Here is a 21,605-nt window from a genome sequence, read left to right as displayed (position 1 = left end):
CCGGCAGAGTTCCTGTCTCGTAGCGATGGCCTTACTCGTGCTGGGTCCTGCGCAAGTTTCGCGCGCTCAGATGCATACGACTCTGCCTCCCCGACCCCTGCCTTCCGCGACGGGCGCCGCGCCGTTGTCGCGCGAGACCCCGGCCGTACTGTTCGCATCGTCCGACTTCTCGTTCCTTACCAGCGCGAACTTTCTCGACGTGCCCACGACGTCACCGGGCGCGACTGCTTCTTCGGTTGTCCCCGCCTCGGGATATCAACCTCCCCTGGAGTACACCGATCCCAACTATCAAAGCGCGCCAAGCGGCATGCCGGAAGAACAATCGCCGACGCGCGCCTCTCGTGCCTATCAGTACTTCTCGCGCTACTACGATGAACCCGGCATCGGCCCGCGCCCCTACGCCGATTACGCGCCGCGCGGCTACTATCCGCTCGACTATCAGGAGGCGCCCGGTGCGCCACTCTACGAGCGCATCCCGGTACCCGAGCGCGTCACCCCCGAGCAGCTCGAAGAGTCGGTCGTGCGCGGTCCGCTCAACGATTCGTTCATGTTGCCGAGCACGGGCACGTCGTTACGCCTGAGCGGCTTCGTGCGGATGGGAGCGAACTTCAGCTTCGATCCGATCGGCACCCCCGACCTGTTCGTCACGCGGACGATTCCCGTGCCGAACGGTCCGGGCCAGGATATGAATTTCAGTGCGCGTCCGACGCGGCTGAGTCTCGACAGTTGGACGCCGGTGCCCGAGCTCGACACCACGATCCACACCTTCATACAAATGGATTTCCTCAGTGGCAATCCGCCGGGGGTGGGGGCTTCGAACGTTCCTCGTCTGCGCTTCGCCTACCTCGACGTGGGTTACTTCCGCATTGGTCAGGCGACGACCGTATTCATGGATCCGAGTTCCTTTCCGCGCACGGCCGACTTCCAGGGACCAAACGGCATCGTGAACGCGCGGCAGGGCCTGGTGCGCATGACGCTGCCCATCGGCGAACGGGTCTATTGGGCGGCGGCCGCCGAGCAACCTTTCTCCGATATCACGACGTTTGGTCTCGGCGACAACGTGCAGGAGGTACCCGACTTCACCACCCACCTGCGCTACGAGGCCGACCTGTTCCATCTGCAAGCGGCGGCCATCGTGCGCACGATCGGCTATCGCCCGACCGGAGGTTCGGTCGAGCGCGATGCCGGCTACGGCATGAATCTGACCAGCAACTTCCACCCTTGGGCCATCCTGCTGGGAACCGATCCCATCCGCGACCCTTGTCCCGATGGACTCACGCGCAGTCGCGTGCTGCTGCAATACGGCGTCGGCTACGGCATCGCGCGCTATTTTCAAGACACGGTCGGCCAGGGATTCGACGGCGCCGTCACCGCCGCGGGCGCCTTCGAGACGCTCTACACGAACGGTTGGACCACCGCCTACGAGCACTGGATCAACGAAAACTGGATGTTGAACTTCACCTACTCGAAGCTGCGCGTAGGCAATACCGACCTGATGCCCGGCAGTACCTACGCCAATTCGCAGTATCTCGCGACGACGCTCTGGTGGATCCCGGTCACGAATCTCTCGATCGGCCTCGAGTATCTGTGGGGGCAGCGCGAGGACATCGACGACGAGAGCGGCCGCGCGCAACGGTTGCAGACGGCCTTTCAGTACAACTTCTAAGTACGACCGCGCGTACGACTTCAGGAATTCCGTCACCATGCCAGGAGTACGGCGCTTCGCCTTACGCCTGCTTTTGGCGATGCGCGGCGCCCTGGAAATCGCCTGCCCAGGGGGATAAAATCCCCATCTTCTCCGCGCAAGATCTTTTTCTGAAAGCGACTTCTCTGAGCGTCGTGCGATCACTCCCGGCAGAACCTCGATGAGCATCGAACTGGCCTTGGTCTTGGGCCTGCTGGCCGCGGCGATCGTCATGTTTGCGATCAACAAGCCGCGCATGGATGCCGTGGCCCTGCTCGTGCTCACCGTGTTGCCCTTGACGGGCGTCATCACGATGAGCGAGGCCCTCGCCGGTTTCAGCGATGCGAACATCGTGCTGATCGCGACTCTGTTCGTCATCGGCGACGGGCTCGTGCGCACGGGTGTGGCCCGGCGTCTGGGAGACTGGCTCACCGGCAGGGCCGGCAGCAGCGAGCCGCGCCTGATCGCGCTGTTGATGCTCGTCGTGTGTGGACTCGGCGCGACGATGAGCTCGACCGCGGTCACGGCGATCTTCATCCCGGTGGCACTGCGCATCGCGCAGAGCACCGGCACCTCGGCCAGCCGGCTGATGATGCCTTTAAGCTTTGCCGCCCTCGTCAGCGGCATGATGACGCTCGTGGCCACGGCCCCCAACCTCGTCGTCAACAGCGAGCTGGCCCGGCACGGCATCCCCGGCTTTTCGTTCTTCAGTTTCACTCCATTCGGATTGCCGGTCCTGGCACTGGGTGTCGGATACATGCTCTTCGCGCGGCGTTGGCTGCCCGAGAACAAGCCCGAGTCGCAGGGCACGAACGGTCCTTCGCTGGCCGACTGGGTCGACGAGTATCGACTGGCCGACCGCGAGCAGCGCGTGCGCGTGATGTCCAGTTCGCCCCTCATCGGACGAACGCTGGCCGAGATCCGCCTGCGCGACAATCCCGGCGCCAGCCTGGTGGCCATCGAGCGGATGGGACGTTTGATTCAACCCACGGCCAAGACCGTGATTCGCGCCGGCGACGTGCTGCTGGTCGATCTCTTCGCGCCCGACGCCGATGCCGAGGCTTTGCGCCAGCAATACGCGCTCGAGGCCTTACCCCTCGGGGGAGCCTTTTTCAACGATCGCGCCCAAGACATCGGCATGGCCGAGGCGATTGTCCCGGCCGACTCGTCGTTCGTCGGCAGCAGTGCGGTGCAGGCCGAGATTCGCTCGCGCTACGGGCTGACCGTGATCGGCTTGCGTCGCGGCGCCGTCGCCCACGAACGTGGGCTGCGCGACGAAGTGCTGAAGATCGGCGACACGTTGCTCTTGATCGGCCCGTGGCGCGCCATCCGCAATATCCAGGCCGGGGGCAAGGATCTCGTCATGCTCAGCCTCCCCGCCGAGTATCAAGATGTCTTGCCGGTCGTCGGCAAAGTACCGCAAGCCCTGGTCAGCCTGGTCCTGGTCGTCGGACTGATGGTGAGTGGTGTCGTCCCCAACGTGCAGGCGGCCTTGCTGGGCTGCCTGCTGATGGGGGTGCTGGGTTGCGTCACGCTCGAAAGCTCCTACCGCTCGATCGATTGGAAGACCATCGTGCTCATCGTGGGTATGCTTCCTTTCTCCACGGCGCTGCAGCGGACGGGCGGAGTCGAGCTGGCATCCGAAGGATTGATGGCCGTCACCAGCGGCGTCGGTCCGCAGGGCGTGCTGGCGGCCCTGTTCGCAATTACGGCGCTGTTGGGCATGTTCATCTCGAACACGGCCACCGCGGTCTTGATGGCGCCGGTCGCCATTGCCGTGGCGCAGGAACTCGAGCTCTCTCCTTATCCCTTTGCAATGATCGTGGCGCTGGCCGCCTCGACTGCGTTCATGACGCCCGTCTCCTCGCCGGTCAACACGCTCGTCGTGACGCCGGGCAATTACAACTTCGCCGACTTCGTGAAACTGGGGGTACCGTTCAGCTTCATCGTCTTGATCGTCAGCGTGCTGCTGGTGCCCATCGTGCTACCGTTCTGAGCGTTTTCGCGTTGCTTTCCTCGAGCGCCCCGGCAAAAGCCTCTCTATGACCAAAGCCAGCTCCGCCGCGGCGGCAAACGCCGCCCAGAAATCGTTCATGCAGCGCTTTCTCGACATCGTCGAGCGGGTGGGCAATATGGTGCCCCACCCGGTGCTCATCTTCCTGATCTTGATTGCGCTGGTGATCGTGCTCTCGCACATCCTGCATTTGACGGGGGTCAGCGTCTCGTACGAGACGATCAACCCCGAGACCCACAAGCTGGAGCCCGCCACCACCGCGCCGCGCAGCCTGCTCACGCTCGACGGCATGCGCTTCATCTACTCGTCGCTGATTCCCAACTTCATGGGTTTTACGGCCGTGGGACTGATGATCGCCGCCATGACGGGCGCCGGCGTCGCCGAAGAAGCAGGACTCGTCAAAGCGCTGATTCGCAAGCTCGTCCTCGTCTCGCCCGGCTGGGCGCTGGCCTACATTCTTTCGTTCGTCGGCATCATCTCGAGCATCGCTTCCGACGCGGGCTATCTCGTGCTGATTCCGCTCGCCGGCACGGCCTACCTCAGCATCGGCCGTCATCCGCTCGCGGGACTGGCCCTGGGCTTTGCCGCCGTCGCCAGCGCCTTCACCGTCAATATGCTCATCAAGCCGCTCGATGCCGTGCTCGTCGAGTTCACGAACGATGCCATCCATCTGGTCGATCCCAATCAATCGATCGGGCTGGCCTCGAACCTGTGGTTCTCGATCGTCTCGGTGATCTTTCTGACGGTGATCGTAGCCTTCGTCACCGAACGAATGATCGAGCCGCGGTTGGGCAAATACCAGGCGGACGGAGACGCCGACGAGACGGGCCCGGAGCAAGGCGCCGAACTCTCGGCCGACGAATCGCGTGGCCTCAAGTTCGCCGCGCTCGGGCTGGTGGCCGTGCTCCTCGCCTTTGCCTTGCTGACGATCCCCAGTTGGGCCCCGCTGCGCAATCCCGACACGGGAGAGTTGATCGGCAACTCCCCCTTCATGAATGGCCTGATCGCCCTCATCATGGTGCTGTTTCTCGTCACGGGCGCCGCGTATGGCTTTGGCGCCAGGACGATGAGCAACATCACCGACATCATCAAGGCCATGGAAAAAGCCATGAGCGGGCTTGGGGGGCTGATCTTGTTGTTTCTCGTGCTGGCCCAGTTCGTGGCCTACTTCAACTACACGAACATGGGCACGATTCTCGCACTCAAGCTCTCCGACGTGCTCAAAGAGGCGAACATCGGCCCATTCTGGCTCTTGATCAGCTTGATCTTCGTCGTCGCGCTGCTCGATCTGCTGATTACCGGCGCCATCGCCAAGTGGGCCATCTTCGCGCCGATCTTCGTGCCCCTGTTGCTCAAGCTGGGAGTCGATCCCGAGGCCGCGCTCGCCGCCTATCGCATTGGCGACTCGCCCATCAATTCCATCACACCGCTGAATGCCTACTTCGCACTCGTCGTCGGCTTCACGCAGAAATACGACAAGGACGCGGGCGTCGGCACCGTCGTCTCCTTGATGCTCCCCTACGTGGTCATCATGCTCGTACTGTGGACGGTGCTCTTCGCCGCCTGGTACCTGTTGGGACTCCCCTGGGGTCTATAATCGTTCGCTCAACAAGAAACGCGAGCGGCGCGACAACTCCGCGTCGTTCTTAGCGCTGCAAAAGGACACCTACCATGTCTGCCAACTCGATTCCCCTCGACGTGAAGTCCGCCGAAGAGCATCTGCTGCGCTTCCTGGCCATTGAAGGCCTGAGCGGCGAAGAAGCCGCCATCGCGGTCGCCGTCTCTGACGAATTGAAGAAGGTTGGAGTGCCCGAGTCGGCCATTCGTTACGACAAGGCGAACGAGCGCATCTCGCTGCCGACGCAGACCGGCAATCTCTACGCCGATCTACCCGGCACGCGCGAAGGAGCCCGTCTGCTCTTCGCCACGCATCTCGACACCGTGCCCATCTGCGCCGGCGCGAAGCCGAAGCGCGACGGGGGACGCATCGTCACCGATGGCACAACCGGCCTGGGGGGCGACAATCGCACCGGTTGTGCGGTGCTCGTGGTATTGGCCGAAACGCTGCTCAAGCACAAGCTGCCCCATCCGCCGATCACGCTGCTCTTCACCGTGCGCGAAGAAAGTGGTCTGCAGGGGGCGAAGCACATCGATCCGGCCGATCTCCGCGGGGCCACGATGTGCTTCAACGTCGATAGCAAGGTGCCCGCCGATTTGATCATCGGCGCCGTGGGACAAGAGACTTGGGAAGTCGAGATCAAGGGCCAGGCGGCCCACGCCGGTGTCGCGCCGGAGAAGGGCGTCTCCTCGACGCTGGTGGCCTCGCTCGCTCTGGCCGAGGCGTATCGCCAGGGGTGGTGGGGCAAGGTCGTCAAGCCGGAGGGAACCGGCACGAGCAACGCCGGCATCTTCGGCGGCAAGCATGGCAAGGCCGCCGGCGATGCGACGAACGTCGTGACCGATTACGTCTACGTCCGCGGCGAGGCGCGCAGCTCCGATGCCCCCTTTGCCTCGAAGATTACCGAGGCCTTCCGCGCCGCGTTTACGAAGGCCGGCTCCGAGGTGAAGGACGTCGACGGCAAGACCGCCCGTGTGGAATTCGACGGACACGCGGCTTACCCGCCGTTTCGCATTGCTGAAGACTCCCCCGTGGTGGTCCATGCGAAGCGCGCCGCCGAATCGATCGGTCTGCAGCCCACGACCCTCTTCTCGAACGGCGGGCTCGACGCAAACTGGTTCGTCAAGCATGGCGTGCCGACCGTCACCATCGGCGCCGGCCAGCACGAGATTCACACCGTCAAGGAATTCGTCGAGCTGTCGCAGTTCGCCGACGGATGTCGACTGGCCGTGGCACTGGCCACCATCGAAGCGAAGTAGGCTCAGCGTCCTTTGTAGGTCGGCAGCCAGCGGCAGGGGATGAGCGCCAACAGGGCCAGCCCCGACAGCGTGAGAAAGCCGATCTTCAAGGCCCGCAAGCGCGACTCGGTATTGATCCGCACGGCTTCGTCCACTTTTTCGGACGTAGCGCTCGTCTGCGCCAAGCGCTCCTTGAGCTGATCGTTGCGAATGAAGTTGATGTTCTCGAGATCGAACTCGGCGCGTAGCTCGTTCGTCTTGAACTCGCTGGGGATCACGGGGTTCTCGACCAGTTCGGTCATCACGAGGCCGCCGAGCAGTCCGACGAGCAACGCCCCCATCGTGGCGGTGCCCACGGCCGCCGCCAGGTTCTGCGTCACCCCGCGCAACGAGCCGACGTCTCCGGCGAGCGACTGCGGCGCCGCCGTCACCAGCACGTTGAAGAGGAGCGTCACCAGGGCGCCTTGCCCCAACCCCACGGCGATCAGTCCCGCGATCACCGCCGGCACGCTCCAGTCGTTTCGCACGACGAAGGCCAACCAGGCCGTGCCCACGGTCACCAGCAGGAATGCCACCGTGGCAATCTGCCGCGGCGTGAAGCGCTCGTACAGGCGCACGATCAAGATCGCCGTGAAGAACACGGTCAACATGAAGGGCATCATGGCCATCGACGTGGCCATGCTCGTGTTACCCTGCACGATCTGGATGTAGAGCGGCACGGAGAAGTTGATCGCCGCTTCCATGCCCACGATCACGAAGAGCGCGATCATGGTGGCCCATTCCATCGGCGAATCGACCACCTCGAGCGCCAAGAGCGGCGTGCCCCCCGAGCGAGCGTGGCGATGCGTCCACAGGATGAAGAGCGAAAAGACGATGACGCCCACCACGATCATGAACGGCGCCGGCGATGCGCCGACGATATCGAACGGCGCCGTCGGCCGTGCGAGCAGCACGCCCCAATTGCGGATGTTGTTAAAGCCGAACGTGATCAGAATGATGCCTACCGCAGAGAGGACCACGCCCAGGGCATCGATCTTTACCTCGGCCTTCCCCTGCGACGGCTTGAGCTTGAAGCTCAAGAGCAAGATCGCCGCCGAGTGGACGATCAGCAGGCCAAAGCCCAGCCGCCAGTTGATCGACGCGACGAAGCCGACAATTACGAAGGCCAGCACACCAGCGATCGCGCGGGCAGAACCGAGCCAGCCCACGGCCTGCGCCTGCTGCTTGCCCTGGTAGTGGTTGGCGATCAGCACGACGAGTGTCGGCACGAGCCCCGAGGCCCCCAGGCCCGCCAGCGCCTGCGCCGCGAGCATCACCTCGGCCGTGGGACTCGCCACCATCAGCACCATCGCCACGGCGAGCATCGCCACGGCGATCTGAAAGAAGAGCTTGGCGCCAAAGCGCTGGCTCAGCTTCGCCCCCAACAAGATGAAGCCCGACACGCCGAGCGAATAGAGCACGATCGCCGTGCCGACGGTCGTGGGAGGGGTATTGAAGCTGGAGACCATGCCTCCCATCGACACGGGCAGCGCTGCCACGTTGAACGACATCAACATCTGCCCCATGGCGATGACGATCATCGGCAACCAGGAATCGCGCACCTCGTCAACGTTCGTCTGCGAAGCGGCCATGTTGTTCACTCCCTGCCTCTTGGTTGAAAGGATCGTGTGAAGTCGGCGAAGCGCCGCTCATACCTCGGGCTTCGAGACGAACAGGTCCATGCCCATCTGTTGCGAAAGGAACCTGGCGACGAGTTGCCCCTTCACGCTATTGCCCGCCGCGTCGAGCGGGGGGGCGAAGGTGCCCAATCCGCCTTTGCCCGGCGAAACGGTGACAATGCCACCGCCGATGCCACTCTTGCCCGGTAGGCCGATGTCGTAGAGCCAGTTGCCCGACGTCTCGTAGAGTCCCGCCGTGGCCATGACGGCCAGGGCATAATGGCAAACCGTCGCATCGACGACCCGCTCCTTGGTCACCGGATTGACGCCGCCGTCGGCCAGCGTGGCCCCCATGACGGCGAGATCGCGGGCGCTGACATTGAGCGAGCACTGTTTCGTATAGAGATCGGTCGCCTCGGCCGGCTCCAGATAGATGCGGCCAAAGCTTTGCAGCAGTCGCGCGATGCTCTGATTGCGAAAGTTCGTCTCCGAGGCCGAGGCGTACACCTCGTCGTTCAAGGGAAGCGTGCGTCCGGCAAAACGCGAGAGTCCTTCGTGGATGAACTTCCACTTGTCGGCCAGGCTGTCGCCCGGCACCAGACTGGTCGTGGCGATGGCACCGGCGTTGACCATGGGGTTCGTGCGGCCCAGGTCGCCTTGCTCGATGGCGGCCAGCGAATTGAATGCCAGTCCGGTCGCATTCACCCCCACCTTGTCGCGCAGCGCTTCGTGCCCCAGCACTTCGCAGACGAGCGCGAAGACGAAGGGCTTCGACACGCTCATGATCGTGAACTCGTACTGCGCGTCTCCGGCACTATAGACGTTGCCATTCGACTCGACGACGCAGAGGCCGAAGAGATCCTTCGGCACGCGGGCGAGCGCCGGATAAACCTCGGAGTTCTTGCCCTCTGCGTTCGACTTGAACAGCTCGTAGGCCTCGGCCACCAAAGCAGCCGAAAGTTCGGCAGGGGGCAAGTGACCGGTCGAAATATACGGGGGACGACTTCCCGACGCGCTCGCAATGGTCTTGTTCATCATGTTCCGCTGACGGCGGAAAAAGAGATTCGGAATGCGTCACGCCGTACTACGACGCGCGCTCCCGCTCGGTCGTGGGTTCGTGAATGTCGTAGAAAATGGCGTACACCACCGGCATGACGATCAGCGAAAAGACGCACGCGAACGATAGCCCGAACATGATGCAGACGGCCATCGTGCCGAAGAACGGATCTTTCAAGAGTGGAATCATGCCCAGCACCGTGGTCAATGCCACCATGCAGACGGGGCGCATCTTGCTTACGCCGCCGTCGAGGATCGCCTGGTAGGCCGACTTCCCCTGCTCGCGCTCGTAGAGAATCTTGCTCAAGACGACGATCTGGTTCTTGATCTGCTCGCCGGCCAGCGCCAACACGCCCAACAAGGCCATGAAGCCAAAGGGCTGCCCGGTCACCAACAGACCGGTCGTCACGCCGACGATCGCCAGCGGCATCACGAGCCAGATCAAGATCGTCGCGCGGAACGAATTGAAGAGGCACACCACGATAAAGACCATCAGCGCCACCACGAAGGGAATCGGCTGTGCGAGCGCGGCTCGTGCATCGCGCGAGTTTTCGTGCTCGCCACCCCACTCGAGCGTGTAGCCCGGGGGCAACTCGATCTGCTCGATCGCCTGGCGCACGCGGCCGAATAACTGGCTCGGCAGCCCCGTGCGTGGATCGGCATGCACCGTGAGCGTGGGAAAGCGATTCCGGCGGTGGACGATCGGGTCTTCCCAAACTACTTCGGCGCCCGAGGTGACCTGGCTGAGTGGGATCATCCGCCCGGCGATGGGGCTCCAGATCTGTAGGCTGTCGATGAAGCCGACATCCTCGCGCTCGGAAAGGGGGGGCCGCGCGACGATGGGCAGCAGGCGCGACTCCTGCGGAAAGAGCCCCGTGCCGACGCCCCCGGGCTCGCGGTAGAATCCGACGGCGCGCCCCTCGAAGCTCGTCTCGAGCGCCTGGGCCACCTCGACGCGCGTGATGCCGTTGCGCCGCGCCTGCAATTCGAGCAGCTCGGGCCGAACCACCTTCTCGCGTTCGCGCCAGTCGTTGCGAATGCAGAGCGCTCCGCCGTCTTCCTCGATAGTCGCCAGTGCTTCATCACCCAGGCGGCGCAGCACCGCAGGGTCGGGCCCGCTGAAGCGGGCCTGAATGCGCCCCCCCTGGCCGGGACCCAGCAGAAACTTCTTGGCGATCGTGTTGGCGTTGGGCTGCTGCTCTTCCAAATAACGCTGAATCTCGACGATCAGACCGTCGATCTTCGTCGCGTCGTCCACGTCGACCAGGAACTGCACGAAGGCGCGGTTCTCCTTCTCGGGCGAATAGACCAGCAGAAAACGCAGGCCGCCGCCACCGATGAACGACGTCACGTGCGTCACGCCGGGTAGTGTCTGGATGAACTGCTGCACCTCGTCGGCAAAAACCTCCGACTGTCCGATGTGCGTGCCCGACGGCAGAAACGCGTCGACCATGAACTGCGGACGCGTCGCCGGCGGGAAAAAGCTCTGCGTCACCTTCGTGAACCCGAAGGCGCACAGCACGAACGCCACCAGCGACATCCCGATCACCATCCAGCGGTAACGCAAGGCCAGCGTCAGCAGCCGTTTGTACCCCTGAAAGAAGAAGCCGTCGTAGGCGTCGCCATCCTCGTCGTCGCGCTCGATCGGCTTGAAGAACAAGTAACCCAAGAGCGGCGTCACCGTGATCGACGACAGCCAACTGAGACTGAGCGAGATGAAAATCACCCAGAAGAGCGAGTTGGTGTACTCGCCCGTGCTGTCTTCCGACAGGCCGATGGCCGCGAAGGCGATCACACCGATGGCCGTGGCGCCGAACAGCGGCCACTGGTTTTGCGCGACCACGTCGCGTACCGTTTGGAGTTTGTCGCGGCCGGCTTCGATGCCGACCTTGATCCCCTCGACCACGATGATCGCGTTGTCGGTCAGCATGCAGAGCGCGATGATCAGCGCGCCGAGCGAGATCCGCTCCATGAGCAGATCTCCCTTCATGAACATCACGAGGAACGTGGCCATGATCGTGAGGAACAAGACCATGCCGATGATGATGCCGGTCTTGCGTCCCATGGCGAAGAGCAGCACGACGAAGACGATCGTCACGGCCTTGGCCAGGTTGAACATGAAGTCGTTCGTGGCGGCAGAGACCGCCTCGGGCTGGAAGTTGATCTCGCCGATCTCGATGCCCAGCGGCTGGTTCGCCTCGAGCTCGTTGAGCTTCTTACGAACCGCCGCGCCCATCGTGACGACGTTGCCCCCTTGCACGGTCGAGATGCCGAGCCCGATCGCCGGCCGGCCGTCGTAGCGCAGCATGCGGCGCGGCGGATCCTGATCGGCCCGTTCGAGCATGGCCACGTCCTTGAGCTGCAATTGCCGGCCGCTGCGATCCGAACCGATCACCATTTCCAGCAGGTCGTTGACCGAACGGAATTCTCCCTGGGGGTCGAGCGCGATGTGCTCTTCGCCCACGCGCACGCGACCGCCGTCGACGGCGATGTTCTTCGCCTGCAACAAGCGATAGATCTGCTCTTCGTGGATGCCGAGCTGCGCGAGCCGCTGCCGCGAGATCTCGAGATACACGACTTCCTGCTGCTCGCCGAACAGCTCGACGCTTTTCACGCCCGGCGCTTGCAACAGCTCGCGCCGCAGGAACTCTGTGTAACGGCGCAGCTCGGGAAAGGTATAGCCATCCCCCGTGATGGCCAGGAAGATGCCATACACGTCGCCGAAGTTGTCGATCACGATCGAGCGCCCCCGCACGGCCGGTGGAAGCTGGGGCTGCGCGTCGTTGATCTTGCGGCGCAGTTCGTCCCACACCTGGGGAATGGCGTCGCGGTGGTAGCGAGCCTGGATCACCGCGGTGACCACCGACATGCCACGCGTCGACTCCGACTCGACTCGATCGAGCTGCCCCAATTGCTGGCAGGCGATCTCGAGGGGATTGGTCACCTCGAGCGCGACCTCTTCGGCGCTCGCGCCGGGATAGGGCGTGATGATCAAGGCCTCTTTGATCGTGAACTCGGGGTCTTCGAGCCGCCCCATCTGCCGATAGGCGACGAAGCCCCCCAAGACGATAAAGATCATGGCCACGAAGACCACGCGATTGTTGCGAACCGAGAGGACCCCAGGGTTCATAGCTGCCCCCCGAGTGCGTCACCCAGCTCGCGCACCTTCATTCCCTCGCGGAGAAAGTTTACGCCCGCGACGGCAATGCGGTCCCCCGGCGAAAGCCCTTCGACGATTTCGATCAGACTCCCGCTGGCGGCGCCGAGCTTCACGGGGCGCCACGCGACGACCTCGTCCTCGCCCACGAGCCACACGCCTTGCTGTCCCTCGGCATTCTTGGCCAGGGCGGTGATGGGGGCCTCGAGATGGTTTTGCAGCACTCGCGCCCGGCGATAGGTGAAGTTGACCGTCGAGGTCATGCCTGGCAGCACATTCACTCCTTCGGTAGCCTGTAGCGCGACGCGGACTTGGAACGTTTGCGTGACGGGATCGGCCCGCTGGGCGATCTCCTCGATGTGCGCCGGAAACTGCAAGCCCGGCGCCCCACTGAATTCGACCAGGATCGAGACGATATCGGCCCGGCTCAGATCGGCGGCCATGATCGACTCGGGCACGTCGACCACCACCTCGATCTCGTCGACGTCCTGAAACTTGACGATCGGCTGTCCGGCGGTGACGTTTTGGTTCACCTCGACAAACCGCTGCGCGATGACCCCGTCGTAGGGGGCGCGGAGCGTGGCATCTTCCAGTTGGAGATTCGCCTCCACCACGCGGCCCTCGAGCCCCCGAATGGCGGCCTCCTGCGCCTCGATGTCCTCTTCGCGTGCGATCATGCCCATTTCGAGCATTTGCACGGCCGCGTTGTGTTCTTCCTGCGCCACGCGATAAGCGGCCTTATCGCGGTCGAACACCTCGCGCGAGATCGTGCGCGATTCGACCAGCCGCGACGAACGATCGAACTGCGCCCGGGCATTGACGAGTTGTGCCTCGGCCGCGCGGACCTGCGATTCGAGCCGCAGCCGCTGCTCGGTACGTTCGCCGGTTTGCAGGGCGCGCAACGCCGCCCGCGCCCGATCGAGTTCGCCTTGCAAGGCGGTCAGACGAGCCTGGAATTCATCGGGGCGCAAGCGGCCGATGACATCTCCCTTCTTCACCGCCTGGCCTTCGCGAACGGGCAGCTCGATGAGCACGCCGGGAACTTGAAACCCCAGTTCCACGCGCTGGGCCGCTTCGGCCTTGCCGGGGAAAAGCCGCGTGCGGGTGTCCCCCCCCGGCGTCACCACCACGGTCCGGACCGGGCGGACGGGTACAACTCGGTCTTTGTCGCCCGACGAACAGCCACTCCACACGATCAACGCCAGGGCCAACCCCGCCGCTTGCCATCGGCTAGCGCGACGGGCGAGCCCGCGAGAAAATGCCTTCATGATGCGCACGATGCTCCACACTGCGAGAGAATCGCGCCGCGAAACGAACGATGCAGCGCAGAATTCATGCGACTGCCTTTGGCGCTGAACGTATGTCGGACAAGACGGAACCATGCGGCAAGCGCAAGACACCGATGCTGGCCGCGGCGTGCTGCGATCCGGCAGCACAGAATATCGCCGCTGGTGACGTGATCTGCCATTCGGCCCGTTCGGTACCTTGTGCCGTCCAAGAGCACTCGTAGGCTACGAACAGCCCCCCAGATTGTCAATCAACGGCACGGCTAACAATCGCCATCCCCCCGGTAACTCGGAGATCGGCCACACCTCGCGACTCCGATGCCACCCCCTCTTCGACTCTTGCCAGCGGCCTCGTCGGGCACCTATATTCTGGGCTTCCCCCCGCAGTGCCTTCCCACCTCTCGACCTTGCAGGGGTCTGTCCCATTCTGTTGAAGAGTGCGCGCCCCATCGGGTGCGTGGAAACATGGACTCACCCGGAAAACGACTGCGCCAGGCGATCGTCGGCGGAACGATTCCGATCCCCGGCGCCTTCAACGCGCTCGTCGGACGCATGATCGAAGAGTTGGGCTTTCCGGCCGCGTACCTCTCGGGCGCGGCCTTTTCAGCCGGCGTGATGGCCATTCCCGACATCGGGCTCTTCACCCTCAATGAACTCACCGCGCAAGTGACGCTCTTCACGCGGCAGGCGCGGATCCCACTGGTTGTCGACGCTGACACCGGCTTCGGCGAGGCCGTCAACGTCGAACGCACGGTCATTGAGCTCGAAGCGGCTGGCGCCGCAGCGTTGCAGCTCGAAGATCAACGCTTGCCGAAGCGTTGCGGCCACCTCTCGGGCAAGGCCCTCGTCGAGCGCGAGGAAATGTGCGCCAAGCTCCGCGCCGCCGCCGCCGCGCGGCGCGATCCCGACCTCGTCATCCTCGGCCGCACCGACGCCCGGGGCGTGCTCGGTTTCGATGCCGCCGTCGAGCGCGCCAAGCGCTATCTCGATGCCGGCGCCGACTGGATCTTTCCCGAGGCGCTGGCCGATCGCGACGAGTTCGAGCGCTTCGCCCGCGCGGTCGAGGCCCCGTTGATTGCCAACATGACCGAATTCGGCAAGAGCGAGCTGCTCACGCTCGAAGAGCTGCGGCAACTCGGCTATGCCGGCGTCCTCTACCCAGTGACGCTGCTGCGCGTGGCCATGAAATCGGTCGAAGAGGCGCTCGGCACGCTGAAGAGTGAAGGGACGCAACGCTCGCTCGTCGGGCGGATGCAAACCCGGCAGGAACTTTACGACCTGATTCGCTACACCGATTACGAAGAGCGCGACCGCGCTCATTTCCGTGGAGAGAAGACGCCATGAGCGAAGAGATTTACAGCCCGGGCCTCGAAGGGGTCATCGCCGGCGAGACCGCCGTCAGCACGATCGTCGGCGGCCTGCAGTATCGCGGCTACTCGATCGAAGAATTGGCCGACAAGTCGAACTTCGAGGAGACGGCCTTCCTGCTGCTCCACGGCCACCTGCCCAAGGCCCCGGAACTGGCGTCCTTCCAAGAGCGCGTCCGCTCGCAGGCGGGCGTCGCGCCCGAGATCCTCGACTTCGTCCGCCAGATTCCCCGCGGCGTGCCGACGATGGACGTGCTGCGCACCGGGGCGAGCGCCCTGGCGCACTGGGATCCCGAAGCCCAAAAGATGGACCATGACGCCAACCTGCGCAAGGCGGAGCGTTTGCTGGCGCAGTTGCCGGTGGTGCTGGCGGCCCGCTTCCGCTTTCTCGAAGGGAAGGAGGCCGTCGCGCCCGACGCCAAGTATAGCCTGGCGGCCAATCTCGTCTGGATGCTCTCGGGCGAGACCCCCAGCGAGCGCTCGACCAAGGCGATGGACGTCTCGCTGATTCTCTACGCCGAGCACGAGTACAACGCGTCGACCTTCGCCGCCCGCGTGATCTGCTCGACGCTGGCCGACCTGCACTCGGCCGTGGCCGGAGCGATCGGCGCGCTCAAGGGTCCGCTGCACGGCGGGGCCAACGAACGCGTGATGGAAGTTCTGCAGGAAGTCGGCACCGCAGCCAACGCCGAGAAGTGGGTCCGCGACGCGCTGGCCAAGAAGCAGCGCATCATGGGCTTCGGCCACCGCGTCTATAAGGATGGCGACCCGCGCGCGGCCTATCTCAAGCCCCTCTGCGCCGCGCTGGCCAAGGAAACCGGCCACGAAGACATGGAACAGATGGCCGACGTGATCGAATCGATCGTCCGCACGGAGAAAAAGCTGCCGCCGAACCTCGACTGGCCCAGCGCCCGGCTCTACTACTACATGGGCCTGCCGATCGACCTCTACACGCCGCTGTTCGTGGTGAGCCGCGTGGCCGGCTGGAGCGCCCACGTCATCGAGCAGTTGGACAACAACCGCCTGATCCGGCCACGGGCCCGCTACACGGGGGCCCTGGGGGCCAAATACGTGCCGATTGCCGAGCGGTAGATCGCCGATCGGGCAGGTACGGCTTGATTTTGCCCACAGGTTTTGCGCAGCCTAGGATAACTTGCGGTGCATCCAATCCCGGTGACTATCTGGTCCGCCTGATGATCGATGGAGCAGAGTGGAAGCGATTGCCACTCTACGCCGTGCAAAAAGCGAGTCCCGTGTTGCCGTCCCTGGAAGAGCTCGATGCACTCGCGACAGAACCTTCGCAGGATTGGTTGAACGACAGGTCCTGGGCAGACTATGACCCTTAGCAGGGGGCAGCCTACGTCAGACCCAACGCCAGTTTTAGACACTTGTCGACCTCGCGCATCGCGGTTTTCGACAGATTGCCGATTGCGCCCAGAACAAGGGTCGGCTGAATGGTTGATAGATTCTCGCAGCGCACCACGCAAACGGCCGTGAGACGCGAAGCTGGCTCTCGAGCCGGTTCGATAAGCACGCGTGTGGGTATCAATGGTGCGCTGGCGGAAATCGCCGCAATGACAATGTCGGGCGATTTGATGGTATCGGACTGCACGACGAATGCGGGGCGGCGTTTGCTGCCCGACAAATCGGTAAAAGGGTACTCGACGATGATGATCTCGCCGCGTTTCATTGCGGTTTGAGATCGTCGAAGATGGCTGACTCGGGGTCTTCCCAGCCTGCGGCACGGCCGAAGGCCTGCAACTGGGCCTTCCGTTCCTCATCTGAGGGTTCACCCAATTCAAGCGTGGCGATTAAACGCCGATAGATGGCCTCGCTCACGACGAAATAGTGCTCTTGGCTGAGCGGATCGACCAGTTCGACCGGTCCGGACGCAGCCGCGATAGCCTGTCGCAGTTCTGGCGTGAGTTCAGTCATTTTTGATCCCCATAATAACTATACTATCGTGCCCGCGCACGAGGGTACAGCAAGCGGAAATGCCACGGAAAATCGGCTTCTCGCGTGGATTTCCGGTCGATCACAGGATGGCAGTCTCCATGCCATGATGCCATGCTCCCCCGAAAAGTCCCCCTTCGCGCGGTTCCGGGGATGCGTATAATGACGGGTTCTCGCTACTGGCGGTTGGCCGCCGGGGCCTCCTTCTGGTCGTGCTACGTCCGCGGGGCTGCCGCCCGCGACAGGAATTTGGTGAACGATGCCCAAGCTCAAGACGCACAAGAGTTCAAAAAAGCGTTTCCGCGTGACGGCCACCGGTAAGGTGAAGCACCGCGGCGCCGGCACCAGTCACCGCCTGGCCTGGATGAAGCACTCTCAGAAACGCAAGCTGCGTGGCACGCGCTGCCTGTGCGAGGTCGAGGCCAAACGCGTCCTACGCGCCTTGGCCGGCGGGAGCTACTAGAGTTATCTGATGGCGAGCCGGCGATATTTGTTTGCCGGCTCGAACGCCACTGCTGCGATCAACGGCTCACGCCGTCGGTGTCCGGCCAGCAGGGCCACACGTTGTCCGCCCTAGGGTGGCAACGACCGACGCCCGAATTCGCGGCGTCCAAGCACGGGACGGGCTGTCCAACGCGCTCCGAACGACCGGGGCGGGCCTCGATTCCCGCGGGAGAGAACGATGAGAACGACCAAAGGCGCGGCGCGAGCGAAGGCCAAGCGTCGCCTGTTCAAAAAGGCCAAGGGGTTTGTCGGCGGACGTGGCACGCTGTTGCGGACCGTCAAGGAAACGCTCGCCCGGAGCGGCGCCTTCGCCACCCGCGACCGCCGCACGAAGAAGCGCAACTTCCGCCAACTCTGGATCATCCGCATCAACGCGGCGGTCCGCGAGCGTGGCATGAAGTACAGCGACTTCATCCACGGCCTCACCCTCTCGCAGATCGGCCTGGACCGCAAGATCCTGGCCGATATGGCCGTGAACGATCCGGCCGCCTTCGATCTGGTGGTCGAGGAAGCCAAGCAGGCCCTGCCCAACAAGTAGTCCTCGGGCCAAGGCGCGATCAAAACGTTTCAGGAGAGGCGGTACGATTCGCCTCTCCTGTTTCGTTGGTGGCGAACGATCCGCCAATCTAACAACAACCGAGTTGTTATCGTCGCCGCGCTCAAGGTTGCTACAATTTGGCCGAGTCTAGCCTGACTGATAGCGCCGGAGTTATCAGCCGCTCGTCCGAACGCCACGCCAAGGGCGTGTGTCTGAACTGGTCGGAGGTGATCGACCGTGGGCCTTGCCGAATTCATCGCCGAGCTCGACGCGCTCGAGGCCGCCGCGCGCGCGACGTTCGCCTCGGCCGCGACCCCCGAGGCCCTCGAAGCGGCACGCATCGAGTTCCTGGGCGCGAAAGCCGGACGACTCAAGTCGGCCCAGAAGGGACTCGGTGGCATTCCCCCCGCCGACAAGCCGGCTGCCGGCAAACGCTTCAACGAGGCGAAGCAGGCCATTGAAGCGGCATTCGAGACGGCTAAGTCCGCCCCAGGTGGATCTGCCGGTGCCGCCAGGCCGCCCCAATCACTCGAAGATACGACGCTGCCCGGCACGCGACCGCGTATCGGTCATCTGCATCCCATCACGCAGACGATCGAAGAGCTGAAAGACATCATGGGCCGCCTCGGCTTCAGCGTGGCCGAGGGACCCGAGATCGAAGACGAGTGGCACAACTTCGAGGCGCTCAATATTCCCGCCTCCCACCCGGCCCGCGATCCGCTGGAAAACTTTTATTTAGCGACTGCGGAAAGTGTCGTGAAAAGCGCGATGACAGGAATGTCATCCGACGAACCGGTCCGTGTGGACGAGGTCGCAAAGCCAACTGGTGACCCGCCGATGCTGCTGCGCAGCCAGACGAGCACGGTGCAGATCCGCGTCATGGAAAACACGAAGCCGCCGGTGCGTATCATCTCGCTGGGGCGCGTCTATCGGCCCGACACGGCCGACGCGACACACTACCCGATGTTCCATCAGATCGAAGGGCTGCTGGTCGATCGCCACGTGACGATGGCCGATCTGAAGAGCGTGCTGCGCCTGTTCGCCAAGAGCTACTTCGGCGGCGACGTCCACATTCGCTTCCGCCCCTCGTTCTTCCCCTTTACGGAACCGAGCGTCGAAGTCGACATGCAGTGGCACGACCGCTGGATCGAGATGGGAGGCGCCGGCATGGTCGATCCGCACGTGCTCGCCGCCGTCGGCTACGATCCCGAAGAGGTCTCTGGCTTCGCCTTCGGGCTCGGCGTCGAACGCGTCTGTATGCGCCGCCACGGCATCACCGACATCCGCGAGTTCTACAAGAACGACGTCCGTTTCTTGCATCAGTTCTAATCATCCCAGTGGCGCAGGCTGTCAACCGTAGTCCGTAGCGAACATAACCCCTGCGTTGTTTTATCGGTTTTGATTTTCAAATGTGGCACAGGCCGCCGGCCTGTGCCAACAGGGCCACCTCACCGCCATGATCGTTTCCTGGGACTGGCTGAAACAGTACGTGCCGCTCGACATGCCGGTCGAGGAGCTCGAGCGTCGGCTCATGTTCGCGGGCCTCAACCACGAGGAAACGCACGAGGTCGACGGCGATCTGGCGATCGATCTCGAGGTGACGAGCAACCGCGCCGACTGTCTCGGGCACCTGGGCATCGCTCGCGAAGTGGCGGTCCTCTTCCGCAAGGAGCTGGGCGAGTCGCCGGCCCATCCGCGCGCAGGCAAGACCCCCGTCGAGTCGCTCACGAGCGTGAAGATCGAATGCCCCGAGTTGTGCCGGCAGTACACTGCCCGCGTGCTGCGCAACGTGCGCGTGGGGGCCAGCCCCACCTGGATGAAGCGTCGGCTGGCCACGCTGGGGGTGGCCTCGATCAACAACGTGGTCGACGCGACGAACTACGTCCTCTTCGAGTGCGGTCAGCCGCTGCACGCCTTCGACTTCGACCGTCTGAGTGGCGAGCGGATCGTCGTGCGCGAGCCGAAGCCGGGCGAGAAGCTCGAGGCGATCGACCACAAGACCTACGAGCTGGCCCTCGGCATGTGCGCCATCTGCGACGCGGAAAAGCCCGTGGCGATCGGCGGCATTATGGGGGGAGCCAGCAGCGAGGTGGGCGCATCGACGAAGAACCTGTTGATCGAGGCGGCCCGTTTCGATGCGGTCTCCGTTCGCAACACGGCCCGCAAATTGAACCTGCACAGCGACTCGAGCTACCGCTTCGAACGGGCGCTCGATCCCGCGCGCGTCGATTGGGCCAGCCGCCGCTGTTGCGAGCTGATTATCGAGATGGGGGGGGGTGACCTGGCCGCGGGGGTGATCGACGTCGGCACGCCCGTCGCGCCGCGAACTCCGATCCTGCTGCGCTTCTCGCAGCTCCAGCGCATCCTGGGCATCGATATCGAGCGCGCCGAGGTGCTGCGCATTCTCGAGGCGCTCGGCAATCGACAGGTGCGCGCCAGCGAGCGCGACGTCGAGGTGATTCCTCCCACGTGGCGGGCCGACCTCTCGCGCGAGATCGATCTCGTCGAGGAAGTAGCCCGCATCCACGGTTACGAGGAGATCTCCGAAGACGCCCAGGTGCCGATGGCCGCCTCGGCCCGGACCGATGCGGATCGTGTGCTCTCTCGCGTGCGGCAGGTGATGACCGCCACCGGCTTCGACGAGGCCATGACCCTCAGCACGGTCGACGCCGAGTGGTCTGAGGCGTTCAGCCCCTGGACCGATCAGGCGCCACTCGAAGCACACGTGCCCGTGCTGCGCCGTGCCGACATCCTGCGCCGCAGTTTGATCCCGAGCCTGCTCGGCGCGCGGCGCACGAACGAGGCGCTGGCCAATCCCGTGATTGAGCTGTTCGAGATCGCCAAGGTTTATCTGCCGCAGGCGACGGGGCTGCCGCGCGAAGAGCTGATGCTCACCCTGACCAGCGCCGGTGATGCCACGGCCGAAGAAGAGAAGGAGAATCGCTCCTTCCTCCGTGTGAAAGGGACCGTCGAAGCGCTGGTGGCAGCGCTCCACGCCCAGGCTCGTCTCGAAGTGCGCCCCGTGTCACGGGATCCGCACGGTCTGTTCGATCGCGGCAGCAGTTGCGAATTGGTTTTGGCCGGCGATACGTCGGCCCCCTGGGCAATCGTCGGGTGCGTCTCGGCCGAAGGGCTCAAGCGGTTCGATCTGCGCGGACCGACGGCGGTGGCGGAGGTGCGTCTCTCGGCGCTCTTGTCGGTGGCACGTCTGGTGCCGCAGTACACGCCGCCGGTTACTTACCCGGCCATCTCGCGCGATCTGAATCTCGTCGTGGACGAAAGTGTGCGTTGGGAGCAGATCGAACAGGCGGTGCGCCGGGCGGCGGGCGATCTGCTCGAATCGCTCGAATGGAAGCCCCCCGTCTATCGCCATGCCGAGCGCCTCGGCCCGGGCAAGAAGAGCTTCGTGCTGGCCACCACCTTCCGCGATCCCTCCGCCACGATGACGGGCGAAGCGGCCGACACGCTGCGCGACCAGATCGTCGCCGCCTGCCGCCAGGCGTGCGGAGCCGAGCTGCGGGCGTAGCGCCCT

The 21,605-nt window shown here is 64.0% G+C and carries 16 protein-coding genes; 10 read left to right on the top strand and 6 right to left on the bottom strand.

Annotated features, from left to right (window positions below; genetic code table 11):
* Window positions 1–124 precede the first annotated feature (124 nt).
* The 4 genes from KF708_11470 to KF708_11455 all read left to right on the top strand — a co-directional run bounded on the left by KF708_11470 (window position 125) and on the right by KF708_11455 (window position 6,575).
* Window positions 125–1,666, top strand: coding sequence for a porin (locus KF708_11470; GenBank protein ID MBX3413300.1), 1,542 nt, complete (start codon window positions 125–127; stop codon window positions 1,664–1,666).
* A 199-nt stretch (window positions 1,667–1,865) separates the two neighbouring features.
* On the top strand, window positions 1,866–3,680 hold the full coding sequence (locus KF708_11465; protein ID MBX3413299.1) for an SLC13 family permease: 1,815 nt from the start codon (window positions 1,866–1,868) through the stop codon (window positions 3,678–3,680).
* 46 nt (window positions 3,681–3,726) lie between these two features.
* The gene (locus tag KF708_11460) at window positions 3,727–5,295 is read left to right on the top strand and encodes an AbgT family transporter (GenBank protein MBX3413298.1); all 1,569 of its coding nucleotides are present in this window, start codon (window positions 3,727–3,729) and stop codon (window positions 5,293–5,295) included.
* A 74-nt stretch (window positions 5,296–5,369) separates the two neighbouring features.
* Window positions 5,370–6,575 (top strand): M20/M25/M40 family metallo-hydrolase, encoded by a 1,206-nt coding sequence (locus tag KF708_11455; GenBank protein ID MBX3413297.1) that lies wholly within the window; start codon window positions 5,370–5,372, stop codon window positions 6,573–6,575.
* Window positions 6,576–6,577: 2 nt separating this feature from the next.
* Here KF708_11455 and KF708_11450 read toward each other — a convergent pair whose 3' ends face one another.
* The 4 genes from KF708_11450 to KF708_11435 are packed head-to-tail and all read right to left on the bottom strand — an operon-like array spanning window position 6,578 to window position 13,693.
* Window positions 6,578–8,185, bottom strand: coding sequence for an MFS transporter (locus KF708_11450; protein MBX3413296.1), 1,608 nt, complete (start codon window positions 8,183–8,185; stop codon window positions 6,578–6,580).
* Between the two features lie 57 nt (window positions 8,186–8,242).
* Window positions 8,243–9,250 (bottom strand): glutaminase A, encoded by a 1,008-nt coding sequence (gene glsA / locus KF708_11445; GenBank protein ID MBX3413295.1) that lies wholly within the window; start codon window positions 9,248–9,250, stop codon window positions 8,243–8,245.
* A 46-nt stretch (window positions 9,251–9,296) separates the two neighbouring features.
* Window positions 9,297–12,398: an efflux RND transporter permease subunit gene (locus tag KF708_11440; GenBank protein MBX3413294.1), complete on the bottom strand. Its 3,102-nt coding sequence runs from the start codon at window positions 12,396–12,398 to the stop codon at window positions 9,297–9,299.
* Window positions 12,395–13,693 (bottom strand): efflux RND transporter periplasmic adaptor subunit, encoded by a 1,299-nt coding sequence (locus tag KF708_11435; GenBank protein MBX3413293.1) that lies wholly within the window; start codon window positions 13,691–13,693, stop codon window positions 12,395–12,397. The genes KF708_11440 and KF708_11435 overlap by 4 nt, the downstream gene beginning before the upstream one ends.
* Before the next feature lie 483 nt (window positions 13,694–14,176).
* On the opposite strand from KF708_11435, the gene prpB reads away from it, so the two are divergent.
* Together prpB and KF708_11425 are read left to right on the top strand one after the other, a co-directional pair.
* Window positions 14,177–15,055, top strand: coding sequence for a methylisocitrate lyase (gene prpB, locus KF708_11430; GenBank protein ID MBX3413292.1), 879 nt, complete (start codon window positions 14,177–14,179; stop codon window positions 15,053–15,055).
* Complete coding sequence (locus tag KF708_11425; GenBank protein ID MBX3413291.1) at window positions 15,052–16,170, top strand: citrate synthase; 1,119 nt, start codon at window positions 15,052–15,054, stop codon at window positions 16,168–16,170. The genes prpB and KF708_11425 overlap by 4 nt, the downstream gene beginning before the upstream one ends.
* A 265-nt stretch (window positions 16,171–16,435) precedes the next feature.
* Here KF708_11425 and KF708_11420 read toward each other — a convergent pair whose 3' ends face one another.
* Together KF708_11420 and KF708_11415 are read right to left on the bottom strand one after the other, a co-directional pair.
* Window positions 16,436–16,768: a type II toxin-antitoxin system PemK/MazF family toxin gene (locus KF708_11420; GenBank protein ID MBX3413290.1), complete on the bottom strand. Its 333-nt coding sequence runs from the start codon at window positions 16,766–16,768 to the stop codon at window positions 16,436–16,438.
* Complete coding sequence (locus KF708_11415) at window positions 16,765–17,013, bottom strand: hypothetical protein (GenBank protein ID MBX3413289.1); 249 nt, start codon at window positions 17,011–17,013, stop codon at window positions 16,765–16,767. The genes KF708_11420 and KF708_11415 overlap by 4 nt, the downstream gene beginning before the upstream one ends.
* A gap of 277 nt (window positions 17,014–17,290) precedes the next feature.
* Between KF708_11415 and rpmI the strand changes: the two genes are divergently transcribed.
* The 4 genes from rpmI to pheT all read left to right on the top strand — a co-directional run bounded on the left by rpmI (window position 17,291) and on the right by pheT (window position 21,599).
* Complete coding sequence (gene rpmI, locus KF708_11410) at window positions 17,291–17,494, top strand: 50S ribosomal protein L35 (GenBank protein ID MBX3413288.1); 204 nt, start codon at window positions 17,291–17,293, stop codon at window positions 17,492–17,494.
* Window positions 17,495–17,713: 219 nt separating this feature from the next.
* Window positions 17,714–18,073: a 50S ribosomal protein L20 gene (gene rplT, locus KF708_11405; protein ID MBX3413287.1), complete on the top strand. Its 360-nt coding sequence runs from the start codon at window positions 17,714–17,716 to the stop codon at window positions 18,071–18,073.
* 237 nt (window positions 18,074–18,310) lie between these two features.
* Window positions 18,311–19,402 carry a phenylalanine--tRNA ligase subunit alpha gene (gene pheS / locus KF708_11400; protein ID MBX3413286.1) on the top strand — a complete coding sequence of 364 codons (1,092 nt, stop codon included), beginning with the start codon at window positions 18,311–18,313 and terminating at the stop codon, window positions 19,400–19,402.
* A 127-nt stretch (window positions 19,403–19,529) separates the two neighbouring features.
* Window positions 19,530–21,599 carry a phenylalanine--tRNA ligase subunit beta gene (pheT, locus tag KF708_11395; protein ID MBX3413285.1) on the top strand — a complete coding sequence of 690 codons (2,070 nt, stop codon included), beginning with the start codon at window positions 19,530–19,532 and terminating at the stop codon, window positions 21,597–21,599.
* The last annotated feature ends 6 nt before the right edge of the window (window positions 21,600–21,605 follow it).

Source organism: Pirellulales bacterium (assembly GCA_019636335.1).
In the GTDB taxonomy this organism is placed as follows: domain Bacteria; phylum Planctomycetota; class Planctomycetia; order Pirellulales; family JAEUIK01; genus JAHBXR01.
Note: the sequence above shows the minus strand (reverse complement) of the source record. Positions and strands in the feature narration are given on the sequence as shown.